General features: G+C 74.7%; 18 protein-coding genes. 12 read left to right on the top strand and 6 right to left on the bottom strand.

What is annotated here, in order from left to right; all coding sequences use genetic code 11:
- On the top strand, positions 1-1,150 hold a 1,150-nt coding region (locus ACFOWE_RS01710; RefSeq protein ID WP_377284948.1), incomplete at its 5' end, for a DUF3376 domain-containing protein.
- A 70-nt stretch (positions 1,151-1,220) separates the two neighbouring features.
- Here ACFOWE_RS01710 and ACFOWE_RS01705 read toward each other — a convergent pair.
- From ACFOWE_RS01705 to ACFOWE_RS01695, 3 genes are all read right to left on the bottom strand, one after another.
- Positions 1,221-1,601, bottom strand: coding sequence for a carboxymuconolactone decarboxylase family protein (locus ACFOWE_RS01705; protein ID WP_377284947.1), 381 nt, complete (start codon positions 1,599-1,601; stop codon positions 1,221-1,223).
- 753 nt (positions 1,602-2,354) lie between these two features.
- Positions 2,355-2,591 carry a DUF397 domain-containing protein gene (locus tag ACFOWE_RS01700; protein ID WP_377284946.1) on the bottom strand — a complete coding sequence of 79 codons (237 nt, stop codon included), beginning with the start codon at positions 2,589-2,591 and terminating at the stop codon, positions 2,355-2,357.
- 27 nt (positions 2,592-2,618) lie between these two features.
- The gene (locus tag ACFOWE_RS01695) at positions 2,619-3,443 is read right to left on the bottom strand and encodes a helix-turn-helix domain-containing protein (RefSeq protein ID WP_377284945.1); all 825 of its coding nucleotides are present in this window, start codon (positions 3,441-3,443) and stop codon (positions 2,619-2,621) included.
- A 190-nt stretch (positions 3,444-3,633) separates the two neighbouring features.
- Here ACFOWE_RS01695 and ACFOWE_RS01690 point away from each other — a divergent pair, with 190 nt between their 5' ends.
- Together ACFOWE_RS01690 and ACFOWE_RS01685 are read left to right on the top strand one after the other, a co-directional pair.
- Positions 3,634-4,056, top strand: a complete 423-nt coding sequence (locus tag ACFOWE_RS01690; RefSeq protein ID WP_377284944.1) for an ATP-binding protein — start codon at positions 3,634-3,636, stop codon at positions 4,054-4,056.
- Between the two features lie 212 nt (positions 4,057-4,268).
- On the top strand, positions 4,269-6,098 hold the full coding sequence (locus ACFOWE_RS01685; protein WP_377284943.1) for a M14 family zinc carboxypeptidase: 1,830 nt from the start codon (positions 4,269-4,271) through the stop codon (positions 6,096-6,098).
- Positions 6,099-6,257: 159 nt separating this feature from the next.
- Here ACFOWE_RS01685 and ACFOWE_RS01680 read toward each other — a convergent pair whose 3' ends face one another.
- Entirely contained in the window at positions 6,258-7,067 is an 810-nt protein-coding gene (locus ACFOWE_RS01680) for a class I SAM-dependent methyltransferase (protein ID WP_377284942.1), read from the bottom strand.
- A gap of 166 nt (positions 7,068-7,233) precedes the next feature.
- Between ACFOWE_RS01680 and ACFOWE_RS01675 the strand changes: the two genes are divergently transcribed.
- Positions 7,234-7,596, top strand: a complete 363-nt coding sequence (locus tag ACFOWE_RS01675) for a hypothetical protein (protein WP_377284941.1) — start codon at positions 7,234-7,236, stop codon at positions 7,594-7,596.
- Between the two features lie 187 nt (positions 7,597-7,783).
- On the opposite strand, the gene ACFOWE_RS01670 is transcribed toward ACFOWE_RS01675, so the two are convergent.
- Entirely contained in the window at positions 7,784-9,319 is a 1,536-nt protein-coding gene (locus tag ACFOWE_RS01670) for an aldehyde dehydrogenase family protein (RefSeq protein ID WP_377284940.1), read from the bottom strand.
- 234 nt (positions 9,320-9,553) lie between these two features.
- On the opposite strand from ACFOWE_RS01670, the gene ACFOWE_RS01665 reads away from it, so the two are divergent.
- From ACFOWE_RS01665 to ACFOWE_RS01645, 5 genes are all read left to right on the top strand, one after another.
- A complete protein-coding gene (locus ACFOWE_RS01665) occupies positions 9,554-10,954 on the top strand; it encodes an SWIM zinc finger family protein (protein ID WP_377284939.1) in 1,401 nt (466 codons plus the stop codon).
- On the top strand, positions 10,951-12,408 hold the full coding sequence (locus tag ACFOWE_RS01660; protein WP_377284938.1) for a DUF5691 domain-containing protein: 1,458 nt from the start codon (positions 10,951-10,953) through the stop codon (positions 12,406-12,408). The genes ACFOWE_RS01665 and ACFOWE_RS01660 overlap by 4 nt, the downstream gene beginning before the upstream one ends.
- Positions 12,405-13,490, top strand: coding sequence for an ATP-binding protein (locus tag ACFOWE_RS01655; RefSeq protein ID WP_377284937.1), 1,086 nt, complete (start codon positions 12,405-12,407; stop codon positions 13,488-13,490). Before ACFOWE_RS01660 ends, ACFOWE_RS01655 begins: the two co-directional genes overlap by 4 nt.
- Positions 13,491-13,688: 198 nt before the next feature.
- Entirely contained in the window at positions 13,689-16,115 is a 2,427-nt protein-coding gene (locus tag ACFOWE_RS01650; RefSeq protein ID WP_377284936.1) for a DUF5682 family protein, read from the top strand.
- Positions 16,115-17,281, top strand: a complete 1,167-nt coding sequence (locus ACFOWE_RS01645) for a VWA domain-containing protein (RefSeq protein WP_377284935.1) — start codon at positions 16,115-16,117, stop codon at positions 17,279-17,281. Before ACFOWE_RS01650 ends, ACFOWE_RS01645 begins: the two co-directional genes overlap by 1 nt.
- A 211-nt stretch (positions 17,282-17,492) precedes the next feature.
- On the opposite strand, the gene ACFOWE_RS01640 is transcribed toward ACFOWE_RS01645, so the two are convergent.
- Positions 17,493-18,950 (bottom strand): MFS transporter, encoded by a 1,458-nt coding sequence (locus ACFOWE_RS01640; RefSeq protein WP_377284934.1) that lies wholly within the window; start codon positions 18,948-18,950, stop codon positions 17,493-17,495.
- 190 nt (positions 18,951-19,140) lie between these two features.
- Here ACFOWE_RS01640 and ACFOWE_RS01635 point away from each other — a divergent pair, with 190 nt between their 5' ends.
- The 3 genes from ACFOWE_RS01635 to ACFOWE_RS01625 all read left to right on the top strand — a co-directional run bounded on the left by ACFOWE_RS01635 (position 19,141) and on the right by ACFOWE_RS01625 (position 22,619).
- On the top strand, positions 19,141-19,938 hold the full coding sequence (locus ACFOWE_RS01635; RefSeq protein WP_377284933.1) for a TetR/AcrR family transcriptional regulator C-terminal domain-containing protein: 798 nt from the start codon (positions 19,141-19,143) through the stop codon (positions 19,936-19,938).
- 175 nt (positions 19,939-20,113) lie between these two features.
- A complete protein-coding gene (locus tag ACFOWE_RS01630; protein ID WP_377284932.1) occupies positions 20,114-21,484 on the top strand; it encodes an MFS transporter in 1,371 nt (456 codons plus the stop codon).
- A 121-nt stretch (positions 21,485-21,605) separates the two neighbouring features.
- On the top strand, positions 21,606-22,619 hold the full coding sequence (locus tag ACFOWE_RS01625) for an enolase C-terminal domain-like protein (protein ID WP_377284931.1): 1,014 nt from the start codon (positions 21,606-21,608) through the stop codon (positions 22,617-22,619).
- Positions 22,620-22,688: the final 69 nt, after the last annotated feature.

Raw genomic sequence — 22,688 nt, 5'->3', positions numbered from 1 at the left:
CGACGCGGGCCTCCCGGACGGCGCGACCGTGCCGCAGGACGCGGGTTCCACGGACGGTGCGGCCTTCCCGGAGGAAACGGGCCCCGCGGAGGACGCGGGTTCCACGGCCGGCACGGGTGATGCGGCCCGCCGGGGCGGGTCGCCGCGGGCCACGGTCCCGGACGCCGCCCGTGAGGCGGGACGCCTGCGCGAGCTGCTGCACGCGCTGGTGCCCCGGCAGGCCGAACGGCCACCCGCCGAGGTGCTCCGCCGGATGCTCGCCGCCGACGTCTGCCGGATCGCCGCCGGAGGCGAGCCGCCGGAGGTGGAGCAGGAGGTCGTCCTGCAGCAGATCAGCGCCCGCACCCCCAGCCCTTTCGGCGGCTCCGCGGAGCCGGGCAAGCTCGCCGGAGTCCAGCTCGGCCGGTTCGGCGCCTTCTACAAGGAGTCATGGCGGGTCAGCGACTGGATCTGGGGCCGTCTGGACGGAGCGACCCGCATGGTCCAGGCGGTGCTGGACCCGGCGCGCCTGCTCCAGCTCGGCCTCTCCTCACAGGAGGTCTTCCGGCGGCTGCGCCGCGCCGCGGTGGGCGGCCGGTTCGCAGCCGAGCTGGGGGAGCGCTTCGACGGCGACCGCGAGCGGATCGCCCGGGAGCTGGCGTTCCTCGCCGCCGGGGGGGTAGAGGAGACCGAGGCCCCCCGGGAACTGACGGCCACGGTCCTGGCGGTCGCGCGCCGGCTGCACGCGGAGATCCTCCACGAGGAACTGGACGGCCTGGCCGAGGCCGTACGCCGGGACCTGGAGGCGGGAGCCCGGCGCGACGGAGCCGGACCGCGCTTCCTGGGCATCTGGCGGGAGCGTCCGGAGCGGCCGTCGGTGGAGTACCTCTTCGCCGCCTTCGCCCGGGCGAGGATCGGCGAGGAGCGTCTCGCCGACGAGATCGGGACGCCGCTGTTCCTGCAGACCGCGGGCCGGGCCGCGGCGGTGGGGGCCACAGTGCTCGCCTCGGCGCTCACCTCCGCGTTCGCCTCCGCACTGGATCCACCGCGCCTCGTCGCGTTGCCCTGGTCGGTGGCCGACGCCGCGCGGCACGAGCTGGTGACGCGGATCCGGACCGGCCGCCGTGAGGCGGCCGGCCTGCTGGACCGGCTCCGCGGGCGCGGCACGTGACACCGCGCCAGGCCCGCGGCCACACCCGGCCGTGTCCGCGGCGGGCGGCCCCGCCCGGATCCGGGCGGGGCTAGTCCTTCATGAACCGGGTGATCAGTTCTTCGACCTGCGTGTTGAGGCGGGCTCCGCGCGGCCAGCCGGCGTAGTGGGTCAGGAAGATGACGATCTCGCGGAGCTCGTCAGGGGTCAGCTCTCCGGTCCGCAGCGCCGCGTCGAGCTGGAGCTCGATCTCGTCGCCCAGGCCCTGTCCGACGAGCAGGCCGAGCAGGAGCAGCCGCCGGTCGCGCAGGCTCAGCCCGTCGCGGGACCAGATGTCGGCGAACAGGTGCTCGACCGTCATGCCGAAGAAGTCGCCGGGCCCCCCGGCGTCCCCTTCACCGTTGACCTGCTTCATGATCTCCAGTCCGCGGCTCCGGCGGTCGGATATGGTCTCGTCAGCGTGCTCGTTCATGGCGGCTCCGGGTCGACGGGTCAAGGGCGGACACGACGGCCGGGACCGCCTGTCTCCATCCTTGGCCGGTCGAGGCACGAGCGGTAGGGCCTTCCCGCGAGTAGTCATGACGGTGACGAGCACTCTGCAAACAAGATCGTCTCACGGTGCGGGCTCCGATCCCAGCCGCCGTGCCGTACAGGCCGGTGGACGTCCGGTCACGGCAAAGATCGCATGATCGGGGTTGCGTCGACGTTGCCTGTCCATTCCGTGAACTCGCCGGCGGGATGTCCGTGTGGCGGGTGCTCGCGCGGCTCCGGCGCGTTCATCCGTCCGCGGGGAGCGGAACCGGCCCGGGACCGGCCCGCCGGCGGCGCACGGCCGGGATCGGGACGGCCGTCCGGAGGAGCGGGAGGGCCGCTTGGAGAACGGGCGCGAGGAACGGGCGCGAGCCCCGTGCCGGGCCGTGGGGCGCAGGCGGGCTCTGGCGCGAGGATCGGGGGGACGCCCCGGAGGGGGCACGGGCCGCCGCGCCGTAGAGGGTGCTCACCCCCGCCCTGGGGGCCGGCGGGCCAGGGTGCGGCAGGCTTGAGGGCGGCGGGGCCGGGTGGGATGGGCCCGGGTGCGGCGGGTCTGGCACGGTTGTGCCGTCCGGTGCGGGGCGGAGTGGGACCGCGCGGTGGGGCGGGTCCCGGTCGCGGCGGCCGTGCGTGCCGGGGACCGGGCCCGAGGCCCCGGGGGAGCCGGTGAGCGCTCCCCCGGGGACAGGGCATGTCAGCCGAACTCGCCTGCCTTCACGCCTCCGACGAAGGCGTCCCACTCGCTCCGGGTGAACGCCAGAGCCGGGCCGTTCGGGTCCTTGGAATCGCGCACGAGGTAGAGCTCGTCGGCGTCTGCCTTGTGCCTGGCCACTGTCCGGTCACCGGGCACGACGGCCACCTCCACGCAGTCGCCTCCGGTGCTGAGACTGCTCTTGCGCCACATGACGCGGGACGGATCCACGATGGACACCCGCATTTCTCCTCTTCGTATCGGTTGTCACAACTCTTTCGCCACCTGGGCGACGAAGGCGGCCGACGCCTCGGTGCCGAAGGCGAGTGCCGTCAGGCTCCCGAACATCAGCGTGTACCGGCGCACCTCCTCGGGGTCCTCCGGGACGAGCCCGCTGGCGGCCTGCTCCAGGTAGACCAGGTCCGGATCGGCGGGCTCGGGGAAGCTGAGCAGGCAGAACTTGCCGTCGACCGCGGCGTGCGCGCCCGCGGAGAACGGGATCACCCGGATCTCCACGTTGGGCAGCGAGGCCAGGTCGACGAGGTACTCCAGCTGCTCGCGCATCACCTCACGGCCGCCCACCTGCCGCCGGAGGACCGCCTCGTCGAGCACCGCGACGAGGTGGATCGGATCGTCGTCACCGGAGCGGTGCAGCAACCGCTTCTGACGCGAGATGCGCACGGCGACCTTCTCATCCACTTCGGAGGGGGTGTGGGTGACGGAGGTCGCCTCGATGACGGCACGGGCGTACGGCTCGGTCTGCATCAGGCCGGGCACGACGAGCGGCTCGTAGCACCGCACGACGGAGGCCTCGGCCTCCAGGCCGATGTAGGAGTCGAACCCGGGTTTGAGAGCCTGGCGGTGGCGGTGCCACCACCCCCGTTTCCGGGCCTCCCTGGCCATCTCGACCAGGGAGTCGCGCTCCCGCCCGGTCACGCCGTACACCTCGGTGAGGGCCGCCACGTCGGAGGGCTTGGGACGGCTCAGACCCGTCTCGTACCTCCAGATGGTGGTGTCGGTGGAGCCGATCCGGTCCGCGACCTCCACCCGTGACAGCCCGCTGCTCTCCCTCAGACGGTTCAGCTCGGCCATCAGACGGCGATGCCGGGCGGTGGGACTGCGCCGGGACGTCACACCGGTACCTCCGATCGTCAGGCAAAGGAAACTGTGGAATTTCAATATGAGCTATTGCAGTCCTTGGTAGAAAGGTTCACCGTGAGTGAGTGTGCCATCTCGGAGCGCCATCCGCATGGGAATGCATTCACGGGGGAACGAGGCGATCATGACGACCGGGCAGCAGACCGTCCCACCCCGCTCGACGGTCACCTTCCCCGGAGTGCCGGAGTCCGTGGCGGCCGCCCGGTGCCACGTCCGGGAGCTGCTGGGTGAGGCCCACCCCGCCTGTGACGACGTGACCCTTCTGGTCAGCGAGGTCGTCACCAACTCCGTGGTGCACTCCGGGTCCGGCGGCGGCGGCCGGGTGGAGATGACCGTGGCGGTGGGTGACGGCGCCGTGCGGGTGGAGGTGACCGACGCGGGGTCGGGGCGCTCGGGGCCGCACGTGCGCCACGAGCCCGACGCCGAGAACGGCCGCGGCATGTTCCTGGTGGACCTGCTCGCCGGCCGCTGGGGTGTGCGGGAGGACGGCCCTCCGGGCTCCCGGACGCTCTGGTTCGAGGTCCCCCTCCCGGCCGCCCGCGTCTGAGGGGCCGGGAGACCGGGCCCGAGCGGCCCGGCCGCCCGCGCCTGAGCGGGCGGGGAGTCCCAGCCCGAGGTCCGGTCCGCGGCTGAGGGCCCTGGCGGGCCATACCTCCTCGGTGATGGGCTATTTGGGCTCTTTGCCGATCGACCCGGTTGCCTCACCCTCTGTGCAGACGCGCCACCAACCCCCCGACGGCGCGTCTGAGGAGGACACGGGTGAGACGCCGTCTGTTCGTCGCAATCGCCGCCCTGGTGCTGCTGTGCACCGGCGCGACCGGGGTGGGAGCCTCGGCGGAGCCGCCGCCCTCGGGGCGGTACAAGGTCGAGGGACCCGCTGACGCCCGGCAGCGCAGCGCGGTCGCGGCCACCGGAGCCGCGATCGACCAGGTGGACCGGACCTCGGTCGTGGTCACCGCCACGGAGGCCGAGATCGCCGCGATCGAGAAGCTCGGCCACAAGGTCACCGAGCTCGAGGAGCCCTCGTCACCGCCGCAGTCGCTGGGGGACTTCCCGCCGGCCGACTCCGCCTACCACAACTACGCCGAGATGGTCGCCGCGGTGGACCGGATCGTCGCGGACCACCCGGCCATCGCCAGGAAGATCAGCTACGGCACCTCGTACGAGGGGCGCGACCTGATCGCCGTGAAGATCAGTGACAACGTCGCCGCCGACGAGGACGAGCCCGAGGTGCTGTTCACCCACCACCAGCACGCCCGGGAGCACCTGACCGTCGAGATGGCGCTGTACATCATGAACATGCTCACCGACGGTCACGGGAGCGACAGCCGGATCACCGGCCTGGTGAACGGCCGCGAGATCTGGATCATGCCGGACCTCAACCCCGACGGCGGCGAATACGACGTCGCGACCGGCTCCTACCGCTCCTGGCGGAAGAACCGGCAGCCCAACTCCGGCTCGTCCTACGTCGGCACCGACTTGAACCGGAACTGGGCCTACCGGTGGGGCTGCTGCGGCGGCTCGTCCGGCTCGACCTCCAGCGAGACCTACCGCGGCCCCTCGGCCGCCTCGGCCCCCGAGGTCAGGGCGGTCGCCGACTGGGTGAACAGCCGCGTCGTCGGCGGCGAGCAGCAGATCAAGTCGCACATCGACTGGCACACCTACGGCGAGCTGGTGCTGTGGCCGTACGGCTACACCTACGACGACACCGCGCCCGGACTCACCCAGGACGACCACGACGCCTTCGAGGCGCTGGGCCGGAACATGGCCTCCACCAACGGCTACACCCCGCAGCAGGCGAGCGACCTCTACGTCACCGACGGCTCGGTCGACGACTGGATGTGGGGCGTCCACAAGATCTTCAGCTACACCTTCGAGATGTCCCCGAGGAGCGCCTCCCCGGGCTTCTACCCGCCCGACGAGCAGATCGGCACGTACACCGGCCGGAACAGGGAGGCGGTCCTGCGCTTCCTGGAGTACTCCGACTGCGTCTACCGGATCACCGGCAAGCAGGACCAGTACTGCTCGGCGGGCGGCCCGCCGGCGACCACGGTCCACTCCGACGACTTCGAGACGGCGACCGGCTGGACCGCCGACCCGTCCGGCACCGACACCGCCACCTCCGGCCAGTGGGAGCGCGGTGACCCGGCCGCCACATCCTCCAGCGGGACCAAGCAGCTGGGCACCACGGTCAGCGGCGTCAACGACCTGGTCACCGGGCGCCTGGCGGGCTCGTCGGCCGGGTCCTACGACATCGACGGCGGTGTGACCAGCATCCGGTCACCGGCGATCACCCTGCCGGCCGACGGCACGCTGAACCTGTCGTTCTCGTGGTACCTGGCGCACGGGTCGAACTCCTCCAGCGCCGACTACCTGCGGGTCAAGGTCGTCGGCTCTTCCGGCACGACCCAGGTCTTCCAGCAGCTCGGCGCGGCCGGTGACCGCGACGGCGCGTGGGCGACGGCGACGGCGGACGTCTCGGCCTTCGCCGGGCAGAGCGTGCGGATCCTGGTCGAGGCCGCCGACGCCTCGGGCGCCTCCCTGGTGGAGGCCGGGATCGACGACGTCAGGATCACCCGGACGTCCTGACCCGGTACGGCGCGCGGCCGCCCGTCCGGTGTCCGCGCGCCGTGACCCGGCCGCCTCCGCCGGGCCGTACCAGCCCGGCGGGGTTCGCCGTGACCCGCCCGGCCGGGTTCGCCGTACGGCCGGCGCGCCGGGTCTCGGGGCGGCCGGACGGGCGGCGGGTCAGGCCCGGCAGATCAGCTCGCCGTGGAGCAGGGAGAGCCAGCCGTCCGGATCGGCGGCCCAGGCCCGCCAGCCCGCCGAGATCCGGCGCAGGTCGTCCTCGGCCGCGGCGCCCGAGGCGAGGGCCTGACCGGCCATGTCGGACTTCAGGATGCGCTCGGCCCACATGCCGCCCCACCACTGCCGGTCCTCGGGCGTCGCGAAGCACCAGGTGGAGGAGGTGGCGGTGATGTCGGTGAAGCCGGCCGCACGCGCCCAGGAGAGCAGCCGCCGGCCCGCGTCCGGCTCGCCCCCGTTGCTCCGGGCCACCCGCTGGTAGAGAGCCATCCACTCGTCCAGCTCGGGCAGGAGCGGGAACCAGGTGAAGGCGGCGTAGTCGCTGTCGCGGACCGCGACGATCCCGCCCGGCCGGCAGACCCGCCGCATCTCCCGCAGTGCCAGGACCGGGTCGCCGACGTGCTGCAGCACCTGGTGGGCGTGGACGACGTCGAAGGTGTCGTCGGGAAAGTCCAGGGCGTGCACGTCGGCCACGGCGAACGCGACACCGGCCGTGCCCCGGCGCTCCGCCTCGGCGCGGGCCAGGGCGAGCGCCTCGGCGGTGACCTCGGACGCGGTGACGGCGCCCGGTGCGACCAGTTCGGCCAGGTCCGCGGTGATGGTGCCGGGACCGCACCCGACGTCCAGCAGCGACATGCCGGGCCGCAGGTGCGGCAGCAGGTGCGCCGCGGAGTTCGCCGCGGTGCGCCAGCGGTGGGAGCGCAGGACGGACTCGTGATGCCCGTGGGTGTAGACGGCGTCCTCGGCGGCCATGGAAACCACTCCTTCGGTCGGGTGGAGATCACCGTAGCAGCCATCTCACAAAATGAGAGAAATTGTCTCGATATATGAGAGACGATGAACTCATATCCCCATCTACTTGCTGTTATGGGAAAAACAGGGCAAGACTGGGAGTGGGTCGTCGCAACAACCCACGGGGGTGGTTTCCGTGCAGGAGGAGTGCCGTTCGCGCGAGACGTGGTCACTGGAGTGCCGGTGCTGCGAGGGCGTCTGGCAGGAGGCGTACGACGTCCGCCGGCTGACCGACGGGCACGGCCATGAGGCCGTCGTCTGGGAGCAGGGGGGAGAGCCGGTCCAGCCCCCGTGGTCGGGGGTGGAGTGCGCCCGGTGCGGATCCTCCCGGCTGAGCGCCTTCCCGCAGGGGGAGGCGTGGCTGGGCCGGGCCGCGCTCCGGGCCGCGCCGGCCGGCGAGGAGGCGGACCGCCCGCCCGTGGAGAGGCTGTACTCGCCCGTCCCGCACAGGTCCACCGCGCCGGCCCTGCTGAGCAGCGGCCTCTACTGAGCCCTCGTACCGGGGCCCCGCGGGACCGGGCCCCGTGGATCCGCGGGGACCGTGCCGCAGCACACGGTCCCCGCGGTCGGGGGTCACCCCCCGTGTTGGCATGCCGCGATCATGATGTGGGGAACCCCGCGGAACGGCAAAGATCTACCGTGCGGGCCGGGGCCGCGCCGGAGGGCGGAACCGGGACCTACAGGCGGAAGCCCAGGTCGGGCACGATCTCGGCGACGTCCATCTGGGCCTTCTGCAGGCGGCCGGAGTAGTCCCAGTTCATCGCCTGCCAGCGGGTGAACTGGTCGAGCACCCACATGCCCGACTGGCGGCTGCCGTTGCCGGACCTGCCGTTCCCGCCGAAGGGCAGGTGCGCCTCGGCGCCGGAGGTGGAGTTGTTGACGCTGACCATGCCCGCGCCGATGCCCGCGCGGAACCGGAAGGCCGCCTTCGGGTCGGTGGTGTAGATCGACGACGAGAGCCCGTAGCCGGGCCGGTTGGCCAGCCCGATCGCCTCCTCCAGGGTGCCGAAGGCCGTCACGCCCACGATCGGGCCGAACGTCTCCTCCAGGAAGAGCCGGTCGCCGGCGCGCACGCCGTCCACGACCACCGGGTGGTAGTAGAGCCCGCCCTCCCCGGTGAAGTCCCCCCGGGGGTTGTCCGGCGTGATCCGGCCGGTCGGGCCGGAGACGACCGTGTGGTGCGGCTCGATCCAGCCGAGGTACTCCTCGTAGCGCTCGGCGAACTTGTGGTCCAGCAGCGGCCCGCAGAGCACGTCCCCGCCCGGGTCGCCGATCGGCGCCGTGGCCACGGCGCGCGTGTAGCGGGCGAGGAAGTCCTCGTGCACGCTCTCGTGCACGATCACCGTCCCCAGCGAGGTGCAGCGCTGCCCGGCCGTGCCGAACCCGGCGAACAGCGCGCCCTCCACCGCCAGGTCCAGGTCGGCGTCCGGCATGACCACCATCGGGTTCTTGCCGCCCAGCTCCAGGCAGGGCGACTGCAGGTGCCGCCCGCACAGCTCGCCGATCCTCCTGCCGACCTCGCTGGAGCCGGTGAAGCCGACCTTGTGCACCGTGCCCTCGGTCAGGGCCGTCTCCAGGCCCGCGTAGGTCTGCGCGCCGTCGGCCAGGACGAGGCCGAGCACGCCGTCCGGGAGCCCCGCCGCGGCGAAGAGCCGGTAGAGCGCCTGCGCGGAGGCCGCGGCGTACTCGGCGGGCTTCCAGACCACGGCGTTGCCGCAGAGCAGCGCCGGGACCAGGTACCACGACGGCACCGCGACCGGGAAGTTCCCCGCGGTGATCACCGCCGCCACGCCCACCGGCACCCGGAAGGTGAACAGGTTCTTGTCGGGCATCTCGGAGGGGACGGTCTGCCCGTAGAGCCGCCGTCCCTCGCCGAGGAAGAAGTCGCAGGTGTCGACGATCTCGCGGACCTCGCCCAGCGCCTCGGCGTACGGCTTGCCGATCTCCCGGGTGACCAGGCGGGCCAGCGCCTCGGCGTTGGCCTCCACCAGCCGGCCGATCGAGGCGATCACCCGGCCGCGCACCGGGGCGGGCACCCGCTCCCACTCCCGCTGCGCGACGGCGGCGGCGCGGCAGGCCGCGGCGAACGTGCCGGCGTCGGCCAGCCGTACCCGGGCGACGACCTCGTCGAGACGGGAGGGGTTGATCGAGTCGTAGACCGCGCCGTCCGTGGCTTCCTTGCCGCCGATGACGGAGAACACGTCGAGGGTCACCGTTGACCTCCTTCTCAGGGTGTGTGCCCGCATTCTCCCCGCCGGCCGGCGGCGCGTCACATGCCCGGCCCCGCCGGGCCGTACGGCGCCGCCGGGTCCGCGGGCGGGAGCGGGCCGGTGAGGTCGTGCGGCCCGGCGGCCGGGAGGTGCCGCCCACTGCCCGGATATTAAGGGAAATACCAGGTCATCACCATGATTGTGGTTTTGTCGGACGGGGTGGATAGCGTTCGGCGCGTGATCGAACGGTGGAACCGGGACCAGGTGCTCGCGCTCGCGCCCGACGCCTCGTCCCAGAAAGCGGCCCAGGGGGTCTCCTCCCCCGGCAAGTGGTCGGGCAGCGGCGTCACCGCGGACGCGGTCTGGGGCGAGTGCAAGGGCAGCGGCTCCAAGCCGTACCGGGCCTGCGTCGACCTGACCGAGCCCGCCTACCGGTGCACCTGCCCCAGCCGGAAGTTCCCCTGCAAGCACGCCCTCGGCCTGCTGCTGCTCTGGTCGGCCGGGGGCGTGCCCGAGGCCGGCGAGCCCGCCGACTGGGTCGCCGAGTGGCTCGAGCAGCGCCGCGCCCGCGCCGCGAAGCCCGCCGCCTCCCCCCGCGCGGAGCGGAGCGGCGCGGCAGCCGACCCGAAGCGGGCCGGGCAGCGCGAGCAGCGGGTGACGGCCGGACTGGAGGAGCTGGAGCGCTGGCTGACCGACCAGATCCGTCAGGGACTGGCCGGAGCGCGCCGCCACGACCAGTGGGACGGTCTGGTCAAGCGCCTGGTCGACGCGCAGGCCCCCGGCGTCGCCGGGACCGTCTCCCGCCTCGGCGCCGTGCTCGGGGCCGACGACTGGCCCGCCCGCCTCCTCGGCGAGTACTCCCTGCTCCACCTCCTGATCACCGCGCACCGCCGCACGTCGGCGTCCGGGGACGCCGGTGCGGACACTGCGGAGAGCACTGCGGGGGACACGGCAGGAGGCACCGCGGCGGGCACGGCAGGAGATCCGGCGGGGGACACGGGCGGGAGCGCGCTCGGCGCGGAACTGCGGCAGACCGTGCGCACACGCATCGGCTTCCCCGTCGCCCAGCAGGACGTGCTCGCCGGGGAGACGGTCCGCGACCGGTGGGACGTGCTCGGCCGGCGCGACGAGGAGCAGGACCGGCTCATCACCCGGCGGGTGTGGCTGCGCGGCCGGGCGACCGGCAGGGCCGCGCTCGTGCTCTCCTTCGCCCCCGCCGGTCAGGCCCTGGACGCCTCGCTCGTCACCGGCACCACGCTCGACGCCGACCTGGCGTTCTACCCCGGCTCGGCGCAGCCGCGCGCCCTGGTGGCCGCCCGCCACGGCAGCGTCCCCGCGGACGGCCCGCCCGGCTCCTCCCTCCAGGAGGCCCTGGCCGAGGTGGCCGCCGCCCTGGCGGGCGATCCGTGGCTGGAGGCCTGGCCGCTCGTCCTCGACCGGACGGTCCCGGTGCGCGACGGAGACGCGTGGTTGCTCGGCGGCCCGGACGGCGCGCTCCCGCTCCACCCGTCGGCCGGCGTGCCCTGGCGGCTGCTGGCAGTCTCGGGCGGGCACCCGCGGACCGTCGCCGCCGAGTGGACCCCGAACGGCCTGCTGCCGCTGGCCGCCTGGAACGACGAAGGGCTGGTCGTCCTGTGAGCACTCCGGTCCCCTGGGAGGAGCTGGTCTCCACCGCCCTGGTCGGCACCGACCGCAGGCCGCTGCCCGGCCCGGCGGGCCGGGCGGCGGGCTCCGCGGACCCGGCGGCCGAGCTGCTCGAGCAGGCCGCCGTGCGGACCGTCCGCGCCCGCGCCGGGCGGCTGCCGCGCCGGGGCGAGCCCCTGGAGCCCGCCCCGGCCGAGGAACGGCCCCTCGTCCCGCGCGCCGCGGCCGACCGGCTGGCCCGCATCCTCGCCGGCGAGCAGGGCAGGCTGCTCCCCGAGTGGCTGGCTGCCGCCGCCGGCCGCGGCCACCGGGTCCCGTCCCGCCTGCTGCCCGAGCTTCTCGACCACGCCGCCCGCGACCGCTCGATCCGGCCCTTCCTCGGCGTGCTCGCCGGGCGCCGGGGCCGCTGGCTGGCCGCCCTCAACCCCGCCTGGGGCTTCCTGGAGCAGGAGGCCACGGGGGCCCCGCGGGTCCCGGCGGCCGGGCCGGAGGGCGAGGTGTGGGAGCTGGGCACGGCGGGCGACCGCCGCGCCCACCTGGCCGCGCTCCGCTCCGCCGACCCCGCCGCCGCCCGCGAGCTGCTCGCCGCCACCTGGGAGCAGGAGACGCCCGACGACCGGGCCGCCTTCCTGGAGGTCCTCGCCGACGGCCTGTCCGGCGGCGACGAGCCGTTCCTGGAGGCCGCGCTCGACGACCGCCGCCGCGAGGTCAGGCACCAGGCCGCCGACCTGCTCACCCGCCTGCCGGACTCCCGGCTGGCCCGGCGCATGGCCGAGCGGGCCGAGCGCTGCTTCACCGTGACGCGGCGCCGGATCGAGGTCACCCCGCCGGACGAGTGCGACGCCGTGATGGAGCGCGACGGCATCCGCGCCCGGCCGCCGCACGGCACCGGGGACAGGGGATGGTGGCTGCAGCAGCTGGTGGCCCGCACCCCGCTCGAGGTCTGGCCCCGGCTGCTCGGCCGGCCGCCCGCCGAGCTGGTCGGGGCCCGGCTCGGCGACTGGACCCGGGAGGTCACCGCCGGCTGGGTCAGGGCGGCCGTGCTCCAGCGCGACCCCGTCTGGGCGCGGGAGCTGTTCGCCCGGGACCCGCTCGCCGACCTGCTGGCCGTACTGCCCCGCGACGAGCGGGAGGCCGTGGCCGCGGCGTTCGTCCGGGGCGGGGGCCCGGCAGGCCGGCGGAGCAGAGGACTGGACGGCCAGCTCATCATGGTCCTCGGCGGCGCCCAGGGACCCTGGGGCCCGGACCTGACGCGGGCCGTGCTGGGCAAGATCCTCGAGCTGGCCGGCAGCCAGCCCTGGAACCTCGGCGAGCTGGTCAGGCTCGCCGGTGAACGCGCCGACCCCGCCCTGCACGGCCTGGCGGAGCGGCTCTCGCTCGAACCGCCCATCCAGGAGGTCGCCGCCCTCCTGCGTTTCCGTGACGACATGCTGAAGGAGCTCTCATGACCACGGTGCAGCCGGTGCAGCCGGTGCTGCGCGCACACGCCGAGGACCAGTACGCCGAGGAGCTGGCCCTGCTGGCCAAGGACGACGACCGGACCCGGCCGCCGGGCTGGAAGCTCTCGCCCTGGGCGGTGACCGCCTACATCCTGGGCGACGGCGACCGGATCACCCCCAAGTACATCGGGCCCCGCCGCATCGTCGAGGTGGCCGTGGCGACGCTGGCCACCGACCGGGCGCTGCTCCTGCTCGGTGTGCCCGGCACCGCCAAGACCTGGCTCTCGGAGCACCTGGCCGCCGCGATCAGCGGCGACTCCACGCTGCTCGTCCAGGGCACGGCGGGCACCGCCGAGGAGGCGATCCGCTACGGCTGGAACTACGCGCGGCTGCTGGCCGAGGGGCCGTCGCGGGAGGCGCTGGTGCCCAGCCCGGTGATGCGCGCCATGGCCGAGGGCCGCATCGCCCGCGTCGAGGAGCTGACCCGCATGCCCTCCGACGTGCAGGACGCGCTGATCACCGTGCTGTCGGAGAAGACCCTGCCGGTCCCGGAGCTGAACGAGGAGGTCCAGGCGGCGCGCGGGTTCAACATCATCGCCACCGCCAACGACCGCGACCGCGGCGTCAACGACCTGTCCAGCGCGCTGCGCCGCCGGTTCAACACCGTGGTGCTCCCGGTCCCGGCCACTCCCGAGGAGGAGGTCGACATCGTCTCCCGCCGGGTGGAGCAGCTCGGCCGCTCCCTGGAGCTGCCGGAGACCCTGACCGGCCTGGAGGAGATCCGCCGCGTCGTCACGGTCTTCCGGGAGCTGCGGACCGGCGTCACCGAGGACGGCCGGACCAAGGTCAAGTCGCCCAGCGGCACGCTCAGCACCGCCGAGGCGATCTCCGTGATCACCAACGGCATCGCGCTGGCCGCCCACTTCGGCGACGGCGTGCTCCGCCCCTCCGACGTGGCCGCCGGGATCGTCGGCGCGGTGGTCCAGGACCCGGTCTCCGACCGTGTCGTCTGGCGGGAGTACCTCGAGACCGTCGTCCGGGAGCGCCAGGACTGGCGCGACTTCTACCGGGCCTGCCGTGACGCGGGCTGAGGCGCTGGCTGAGGCACGGGCTGAGGCACGGGCTGAGGCACGGGCTGAGGCGCGGACCCGCCCGGCCGCCTCCGGCGTGCCGGGCGGCGGGCGGTCCCCGGGCCGCGCGGGGACAGGGCTCCGCGGCCGGGCCGGCCGCGGTGGGACAGGGCTCCGCGGCGGTGCCGGAGGCCGCGGCGTGACAGGAGGAGGCGAGCGATGACCGTGCACGTGCTCGGCGTGCGGCACCACGGGCCCGGCTCGGCGCGCTCCCTGCGCGCGGAGCTGGAGCGCCTGCGGCCGGACGTCGTGCTCATCGAGGGCCCGCCCGAGGCCGACGGGCTCGTGGACCTGGCGAAGGACCCGGACCTCCGGCCGCCGGTGGCGCTGCTGGCGCACGTGCCCGGTGAGGCGGCCCGGGCCGCGTTCTGGCCGTTCGCCGTCTTCTCCCCCGAGTGGCAGGCGATCCGCCACGCGGTGGAGGCGGGCGTGCCGGTGCGCTTCTGCGACCTGCCCGCCGCGCACTCCCTCGCCGCCCGGCCGCAGGAGCCGGACGGCCCCGGCGCGGCGGACGGCGACACGGACGGAGAACCGGACGGTGACACGGACGGCGGGGCGCGGGCCGTACGGACCGACCCGATCGGCGCGCTCGCCCGCGCCGCCGGTTACGACGACCCCGAGCGGTGGTGGGAGGACGCGGTCGAGCACCGCGGGGACACGCCGTTCGAGGTGATCGCCGAGGCGATGGCCGCGGTCCGCGACGGACATGTCCCGGACGAGCACGAGGCGCGGCGCGAGGCCTACATGCGCCGCACCGTCCGCGGCGCGGTCCGGGACGGGTACGAGCGGATCGCCGTGGTCTGCGGCGCCTGGCACGTGCCCGCCCTGACCGGCACGCCCGGGAAGGCATGGGGCGCGGGCCTGCCGTCCGCGAAGGCCGACGACGCGCTGCTGCGCGGCCTGCCCAAGGCCAAGGTGGAGACGACCTGGGTGCCGTGGACCTACGGGCGGCTGGCCGCCCGGAGCGGGTACGGCGCGGGCGTCACCTCCCCCGGCTGGTACCACCACCTGTTCGCCTCGCCCGACCGGCCGGTGGAGCGGTGGCTGACCGAGGCCGCCGGGGTGCTGCGCGCCGAGGACCTGCCCGTCTCCTCCGCCCACGTCATCGAGGCCGTACGGCTGGCGCACTCGCTGGCCGTGCTCCGGGGGCGGCCGCTGGCCGGGCTGGCGGAGGCCACCGAGGCGGTCCGGGCCGTGCTCTGCGAGGGTGCCGAGACGCCGGTGGAGCTGATCCAGCGGCGCATGGTCGTGGGGGAGCGGCTCGGCCACGTCCCCGACGCCACCCCGATGGTCCCGCTCCAGCGGCACCTGCGCGCCGAGCAGCGGCGCCTGCGGCTCAAGCCCGAGGCGCTGGAGCGCGAACTCGACCTCGACCTGCGCAGACCGCTCGACCTGGAGCGCAGCCGGCTGCTGCACCGGCTGCTGCTCATCGGGGTCGGCTGGGGGACGTTGCGGCCCAGCAGGGGCAAGGGCACCTTCCGCGAGTCGTGGACGCTGGCCTGGCGCCCCGAGTTCGACGTCGACCTGATCGAGGCGAGCTCCTGGGGCACCACCGTCCCGGCCGCCGCCACCGCCCGCGTCCGCGACCTGGCCGCCGCCGCGCCCGCGCTGCCCGGCCTGACGGGCCTGCTGGAGCGCTGCCTCCCGGCCGACCTGCCGGAGGCGCTGCCCGCCGTGCTGGAGGAGCTCTCGGCGCGGGCGGCGCTGGACGGCGACGTGACGCACCTGATGGCGGCGCTGCCCGCCCTGGTCCGCGCCCAGCGCTACGGGGACGTGCGCGGCACGCCCGCCGAGGGGCTGGCCGCGATCTCCGACGCCCTGCTGACCCGCGTCTGCGTCGGGCTCGCCGCCGCCGCCGGCGGCCTGGACGACGACGCCGCCCGCGACCTGGTCGGCCACGTCGACGGAGTGCACACGGCGGTCGGCCTGCTCGACGCCGGGGACGAGCCGGAGGCGGCACCGTCCGCGCCGCCGTCCGGAGCGCCGTCCGGGTCCACCGCGGAGACGGGGACCCCGGGGGAGCGGACGGCGGATCCGGGAGCCGGTCCGGCCACTGGCCCGGGAGCGGATCCGGCGCCGGACGACCGGCCGAGGGCCCGCTGGCTCGGCGCCCTGCGCGCGGTCTCCGGCCGCTCCGACCTGCACGGGCTGATCGAGGGGCGGCTCGTCAGGATCCTGCTGGACTCCGGGGAGCTCGACACCGGCCGGGCGGAGCGGCGCATGTTCCGCGCGATGTCCGCCGGCCACCCGCCCGCCCGGGCGGCGGCCTGGATCGAGGGGTTCACCTCGGGCGGCGGGCTGCTGCTCGTCCACGACGCCCGGCTCCTCGGCCTGGTCGACGGCTGGCTCACCTCCCTGGCGCCGGAGGCGTTCGTCGACGTGCTCCCGCTGCTCCGGCGGGCCTTCGCCGCCTTCGCCGCGCCCGAGCGCCGCGCGATCGGCGAGCGGGTCCGGTCCCTGGACGCCGCGGGCGCCGCAGGGCGGGCCGGGGACGCCGGGAGTGCGGGAGAGGACGTGGAGGCCGTGGACGACGAGCGCGCGGCGGCGGCCGTGCGGACCGTGCTGACGATTCTCGGGAGGGCGTGATGGACGACGAGAGGCTGCGCCGCTGGCGGCTGGTGCTCGGCGGGGACGCCGACGGCACCGGGTGCGCGCTCGGCGGGACCGACGCGGCGATGGACGGCGCCCTGGCCGCCCTCTACGACGGCGGCTCCGCCGGCGGCGGCGAGGGGAGGGAGCGGAGCGCCGGGCTCGGCGCGTCCGCGCCCAGGGTGGCGCGCTGGCTGGGCGACATCCGCTCCTACTTCCCCTCGTCCGTGGTGCAGGTGATGCAGAAGGACGCCGTGGAGCGGCTCAACCTCACCCGGCTGCTGGTGGAGCCGGAGATGCTGGAGGCGGTCGAGCCGGACGTCCACCTGGTCGGCACGCTGCTCTCGCTCAACCGGGTGATGCCCGACAAGGCGCGGGAGTCGGCCCGCGCGCTGGTCCGCAAGGTCGTCTCCGAGCTGGAGAGCAAGCTCGCGCAGCGGACCAAGGCCGCGGTGACCGGGGCGCTGGACCGCTCGGCGCGCACCCACCGGCCCCGGCGGGTCACCGACATCGACTGGGACCGGACGATCCGCGCCAACCTGAGGAACTACCTGCCGGAGCGGGGCGTGGTGGTCCCGTCCCGGCTGGTCGGGTACGGCAGGCGGCAGCGGGCCGTCCAGCGCGAGGTGGTGCTCTGCATCGACCAGAGCGGCTCGATGGCCGCCTCGGTCGTCTACTCCAGCGTCTTCGGCGCGGTGCTCGCCTCGATGCGGTCGCTGAAGACCTCGCTGGTGGTCTTCGACACCGCGGTCGTCGACCTCACCGACCAGCTCCACGACCCGGTGGAGCTGCTGTTCGGCACGCAGCTCGGCGGCGGCACCGACATCAACCGGGCCATCGCCTACAGCCAGGGCCTCATCACCCGGCCGACCGACTCGATCTTCATCCTGATCAGCGACCTGTACGAGGGCGGGATCCGCCAGGAGATGCTCCGCCGGGTCGCCCAGATGACCGCGGCGGGAGTGCAGGTGATCGTGCTGCTGGCGCTCTCGGACGAGGGCGCGCCCTTCTACGACCGGGAGAACGCCGCGGCCCTGGCCGCGCTGGGGGTCCCGGCCTTCGCCTGCACCCCCGACGTCTTCCCCGACCTGATGGCCGCCGCGATCGAGCGGCGCGACATCGGGCAGTGGGCCGAGCGCAGCCTGGAGCGCCCGGCCGGCTGACAGGACCCGTCCCGGCGGGAGACGGCACGGGGGCCCGTCTTCCGCCGGGACGCCTCGTGCCGGCTGCCGCGCACCGGAGTCCCGGCCGCCCGGCACAGGGCCGTCCGCGTGCCCCACATCCCGGCCGTGCGGCACGGGCCCCGGCCGCCCGCTTGCCCACGCCCCGGCCGTGCGGCACGGGCCCCGGCCGCCCGTGCACCCCGGGTCCCGCTCAGTGCCCGGCCTCCTCCTCGGGGCGGGCCCGGAGCGGGAGCAGGAAGGCCGCGGCGAAGGCGACGGCGACCATGCCGCCGGTGGCCCAGATCGTGACCCGCATCGCCTCGGGGAAGGCCAGCCCGCCCTCCAGCAGGCCGAAGAAGAGGGTGCCCACCGCGGCGGAGCCGAGCGCGCCGCCGAGCTGCTGGACGGCGGTGAGCGTGCCGCTGGCGGAGCCCGACTCGTGCGGGTCCACCCCGGCCAGCACGATGTCGAAGAACGGCGCCATGATCATGCTCATGCCGGCGCCCGCCAGGAACAGGGCCGGGGCCAGCTGCCACGGTGTGACGTCCGTGCCGGCGAGCTCCAGGGTGACGGCGACCCCCGCCAGACCGGCCACCATCACGACGGCGCCCAGGTGGATCAGCCTGCGCCCGACCTTCTGCGCCAGGCCTGCGGCGTGCACGCCGACGAAGCCGAGCAGCGATCCCACGGCGTGCGGCAGGTTCGCCAGGCCCGCCTTCAGCGGGTCGTAGCCCAGCCCCAGCTGGAAGTACAGGCCGAGCACCATCGAGAACCCGATCAGCGCGGTGAAGAAGACCAGACCCACGACCAGGCCGCCGGTGAAGGCGCGCTTGCGGAACAGGCCCGGCACCAGCAGCGGGTCGCCCCCCGTGCGCTGCCTGTGGACCTGGTGCCGGGCGAAGAGCACGAAGAGTGCCGCCGAGGCGGCCATCGATGCGAAGGTCCAGATGGGCCAGTCCAGGTCGCGGCCCTGGACCAGGGGGAAGACCAGCAGGAAGGAGGCGGCCGCGACCAGGCCCGTGCCGGTGAGGTCCAGGCGGGAGGCGCTCCCGGGCCGGGAGCGGGGCAGGAAGCGGATCGCTCCGGCGACGGCGAGCAGGCCGACCGGGAGGTTGATCAGGAAGATCATGCGCCAGCCGGTGCCGAACAGGTCGGCGTCGACCAGCCAGCCGGCGAGCACCGGGCCGCCCACCGTGGACAGCGCCATGACCGGGCCGAACGCGCCGAACGCGGCGGCCTGCTCCTTCGGCGGGAACATCTCCTTGATCATGCCGAGTCCCTGCGGGATCATCACGGCCCCGAACACGCCCTGGAGCACCCGCGCGCCGACCAGCATGCCGGGGGAGAGCGCCAGGCCGCACAGGAGCGAGGCGAGGGTGAAGCCCGCCGCGCCGATGACGAACACGCGCCGGCGGCCGTAGAGGTCGCCGAGGCGCCCGCCGACGATCAGGCCGACGGCCATCGCCATGGTGTATCCGGCGCCGAGCCACTGGATCAGGCTGGTCGATCCGCCCAGGTCGGCGTGGACGGACGGGGCGGCGATGTTGGTGATCATCGCGTCGAGCAGGTCCATGACCTCGGCGGCGAGGATCACGAAGAGGGCGGGCCAGCGCCACCGGTACGGCGCGGCGGCGACGACCGGAGGGCCGGTGGTGGCGGCGTGGGTCATGAGGGTTCCCTTCTCGCGGGGAGCGTGCCAGTTGACGAACAGTGTTCGTTGATAACGAACACCGTTGTACGGACGAACGATGTTCGTGTCAAGTACGGCGTTCGTTCTCGGTACATCGTTCGTCGTCGGTACGGTGTTCGCTCCCAGTACGGTGTTCGGCGGTGCGAACACGGCGGTATAGCATCGCCGCGTGACCGACATCCCGACTCCGCCCTGGCGCAAGACCCGCAGGCCCAGCGCTCCCCGGACCGTGCTGAGCAGGGAGCTCATCGTCTCCACCGGCCTGCGGATCGTCGACGCGGAGGGGCTGGAGGCGCTGAGCATGCGCCGGGTCGCCCAGGAGCTCGGCACCGGCCCCGCCTCCCTCTACGCCCACGTGGCGAACAAGGAGGAGCTGCTCGACCTGATCTACGACCGGGTCATGGCCGAGATCCACGTCCCCGAGCCGGATCCGGAGCGCTGGCTGGAGCAGCTGAGGGAGATGCTCATGGACGCGTTCCGGGTCTTCACCTCGCACGCGGACATCGCCCGGGTGGGCCTGGCCAACATCCCGACCAGCCCCAACGCGCTGCGCATCGCCGAGGGGCAGCTGGCCATCATGCTCGCCGGCGGCGTGCCGCCGGCGGTCGCCGCCCTGATGCTCGACCGCTTCGGCATCTACATCTGCGCCGACGCCTACGAGAACGCGCTCTACCTCAACCGGCAGCGCGGCAGCGGCAAGGACCTCGGCGCCTTCCTGGAGGAGACGTTCGGGCAGATCAAGGAGTTCTACCGGCAGCTGCCCGCCGACCGCTTCCCCCGTATGACCGCCCACGTCGACGAGCTGACCGGGCCGGACGGGGACGAGCGGTTCGAGTTCGGTCTCGACCTGATGCTGCGCGGCCTGGCCTCCTACGCGCGGGACGGCGGAGCCGGGGAGCCCGCGGGCCCCTCGGCTCCCGGGAGCGGCGGAGAGCCCGCCCGTCCCCGGGATCCCGGACGCCGCTGAGGCCCGGAGACCCTGAGGCCTCTGAGGTCCCGGAAGGCCTGGGGCCCCCGGAAGGCCCGGAGGTCCCGGAAGACTCCGAAGCCCCGGACGCCCCCAGGGTCCCGGAGGTCCTACGTCCAAGGGCTGAGCCGGCGGGCCGATGCGGCGGCCTGCGCGGCGGCCGTACGGTCCGGTCATGACGACGACGATGATCGATCCCCCTGCCGAGGGGGTGCTCGCCCCGCGCCACCGCGCGCTGACGGTCGGCATGGTCTCCCTGATCGTGCTGGTGGCCTTCGAGTCGCTGGCCGTGTCGACCGCGATGCCGGTGGTGGGGCGCGAGCTCGACGGGATCGGCCTGTACGCCCTGGCCTTCAGCGGGTCCCTCGCCGCGGGCATGATCGCCACCGTGGCGGGCGGGCGCTGGGGCGACCTGCGCGGGCCGGTCGTGCCGCTCTGGACGGGCCTGGCGGCCTTCGTGGCGGGACTCGTGCTCTCCGGGACGGCGCCCACCATGGACGTGTTCGTGCTCGGCCGGTTCGTGCAGGGCCTCGGCGGCGGGCTCTTCCAGGTCTCCCTCTACGTGCTGGTCTCCCGCGTCTACCCCGCCGGGACGCATCCGAAGGTCTTCTCCCTGTTCGCGGCCGGCTGGGTGGTGCCGTCCATGGTCGGGCCCGCGGTCACCGGCCTCGTGGTCGGCCAGCTCGGCTGGCGCTGGGTCTTCCTCGGCGTGCCGCTGCTCGTCGCCCCCGCCGCGCTGCTGCTCTGGCGCGGCCTGGCCACCGCCCCGGCGGGCGGAAGGGCCGGGGCGGACGGGCCGGACGGGGCCGGCGGGCGCACGCCGATCGCCCGCAGGCTCGGCTGGGCGGTGCTGGCGGCCGTGGGCGCGGCGCTCACCCAGTACGGCGGGTCCGCGCGCGGCGCCGGCCTGGTCCTGATGGCCGCCGGGCTCGCGGTGCTGGTGACGGCGCTGGCCCGGTTGCTGCCGCCCGGCACCCTGCGCGCCGGGCGCGGCCTGCCCTCGGTGATCGTCCTGCGCGGGATCGCGGCCGGCGCCGTCTTCGGCGGCGAGGTGTACCTCCCGCTGATGCTCACCGCGGAGCGGGGCCTGTCGCCCGCCCTGGCCGGCAGCGTGCTCACCGGCGGCGCGCTGGCCTGGTCGCTCGCCTCGTGGATCGTCGGGCGCAGGCGGTACGACCGGGTCCTGATCCTGCGGACCGGCCCGCTGCTGATCACCGCGGGACTGCTGCTGGCGGCCCTGGCCGTCTTCCCGGCCGTCCCGGTGGCCGTCGCCTTCCTCGGGGAGATCGTCCTCGGCCTCGGGATCGGGAGCGTCTACCCGACGCTCTCGGTGCTCGTCCTGGAGCTGTCCGCGCCGGGGCGGGAGGGCGAGAACAGCGCCTCCATGGGCATCGGCGAGTCGGCCTTCACCGTCGCGGCGGTCGCCGCCGTCGGCGCGGTCGTCGCCGCCTTCGGCGCCGCCGGCCCCGTGTACCTGGCGTGCTTCGCGCTGACCGCGCTGGTCGCGGCCACCGGTACGCTCGTCGCGGGCCGGACCGGAGCCTGACGAGGTCGTGGCACCATTGGGAAGAACGTGCCGCTTCCTCACGTTGAAGGGTGGGTTCCGCCCGCGGGCGGGGCGCGTTCGGAGGGCACGGGGAGGCCGTGCGGACAGCCAAGGGGAGTTCATGCCACGGGTGTGCGAGCTGGAGGTGTACCGGCTGGTCCTGCCGTACGGCAGGCGGCCGGAGAGCATCCTCGTCCGGCTCACCGACTACGGGGGCATGACCGGCTGGGGCGAGGTCGTCGACTCCGGCCCCGAGACCTGGCCCGCCCTGGTGGAGCGGCTCGGCAAGGAGCTCATCGGCGTCGACTGGGAGCACCCGGACGAGCTGGGGGAGATCCCCGGCGGGCCGGCCGCCGACATGGCCTGCTGGGACCTGTGGGGCCGCATGCGCGGCGTCCCGCTCGCGCACGCCCTCGGCGGCAGCCGCACCTCGCTGATGGCCACCGTGCGGATCGGCGCCGACCGCAACCTGGAGAGCCTGGTCGCCCGGGTCAACCGGCACGTCTGCGCCGGATACGCGCACATCACCATGGACGTCCACCCCGGCTGGGACATCGAGCCGCTGCGTGCCGTACGGCAGGCCTACCCGGCGCTCGGCATCGGCCTGGACGCCCGCTCCGCCTACACCGACATCGAGGCCCTCGAGGCGCTGGACGCCTACGCTCCGTCCGTCATCGAGCGCCCGTTCGCGACCCCCGGGGGTCTCGCCGACCACGCCGACCTGCAGGAGCGGGTCGCCGCCCCGGTCCTGCTGGAGGTGTCGTCGGAGCGGGAGCTGGACGAGGCGATCGCGGCGGGCGCGGGCCGCGCGCTGCTGATCCGCCCGGCCGTGCTGGGCTCCCTGCGCGAGGTGCGGCGGGTGCACGACGGCGCGGTGGCCGCCGGATGGCAGCTCGCCTGCGCCGGAGGGCAGGGCACGGGCCTGGCGCGGGCAGCCACCGTCGCCGCCGCCAGCCTGCCCGGCTGCACCCTCCCGTGCGACGTGGCCGAGCCGCCGCGCAGCGCCCAGATCGTCACCCCGCCGGTCGGCGCCTCCGGCGGGGTCGTCGCCGTCCCGCTCACCCAGCCCGGCCTGGGGCACACGATCGACGAGGAACGCGTCCGCCGGCTGGCCAAGCAGTCCCACCGCGCCTGACCGGCGGACGGCCCGATCGGCCGGGCGCGTGCCGCCGCGCGGAGAGGCCGCGGGCGGTGCGACCCCGGA

Origin of the sequence: Planomonospora corallina (assembly GCF_042650625.1) — a bacterium.
Lineage (GTDB): Bacteria > Actinomycetota > Actinomycetes > Streptosporangiales > Streptosporangiaceae > Planomonospora_B > Planomonospora_B corallina.
Note: the sequence above shows the minus strand (reverse complement) of the source record. Positions and strands in the feature narration are given on the sequence as shown.

What these genes read in the sequence shown, in the direction of transcription:
- ACFOWE_RS01705 (WP_377284947.1), bottom strand. Translation starts at nt 1,601, where the DNA reads ATGAACGAGCACGCTGACGAGACCATATCCGACCGCCGGAGCCGCGGA.
- ACFOWE_RS01625 (WP_377284931.1), top strand. Translation starts at nt 21,606, where the DNA reads ATGCCACGGGTGTGCGAGCTGGAGGTGTACCGGCTGGTCCTGCCGTAC.
- ACFOWE_RS01650 (WP_377284936.1), top strand. Translation starts at nt 13,689, where the DNA reads ATGACCGTGCACGTGCTCGGCGTGCGGCACCACGGGCCCGGCTCGGCG.
- ACFOWE_RS01655 (WP_377284937.1), top strand. Translation starts at nt 12,405, where the DNA reads ATGACCACGGTGCAGCCGGTGCAGCCGGTGCTGCGCGCACACGCCGAG.
- ACFOWE_RS01640 (WP_377284934.1), bottom strand. Translation starts at nt 18,950, where the DNA reads ATGACCCACGCCGCCACCACCGGCCCTCCGGTCGTCGCCGCCGCGCCG.
- ACFOWE_RS01630 (WP_377284932.1), top strand. Translation starts at nt 20,114, where the DNA reads ATGACGACGACGATGATCGATCCCCCTGCCGAGGGGGTGCTCGCCCCG.
- ACFOWE_RS01695 (WP_377284945.1), bottom strand. Translation starts at nt 3,443, where the DNA reads ATGGCCGAGCTGAACCGTCTGAGGGAGAGCAGCGGGCTGTCACGGGTG.
- ACFOWE_RS01680 (WP_377284942.1), bottom strand. Translation starts at nt 7,067, where the DNA reads ATGGCCGCCGAGGACGCCGTCTACACCCACGGGCATCACGAGTCCGTC.
- ACFOWE_RS01690 (WP_377284944.1), top strand. Translation starts at nt 3,634, where the DNA reads ATGACGACCGGGCAGCAGACCGTCCCACCCCGCTCGACGGTCACCTTC.
- ACFOWE_RS01645 (WP_377284935.1), top strand. Translation starts at nt 16,115, where the DNA reads ATGGACGACGAGAGGCTGCGCCGCTGGCGGCTGGTGCTCGGCGGGGAC.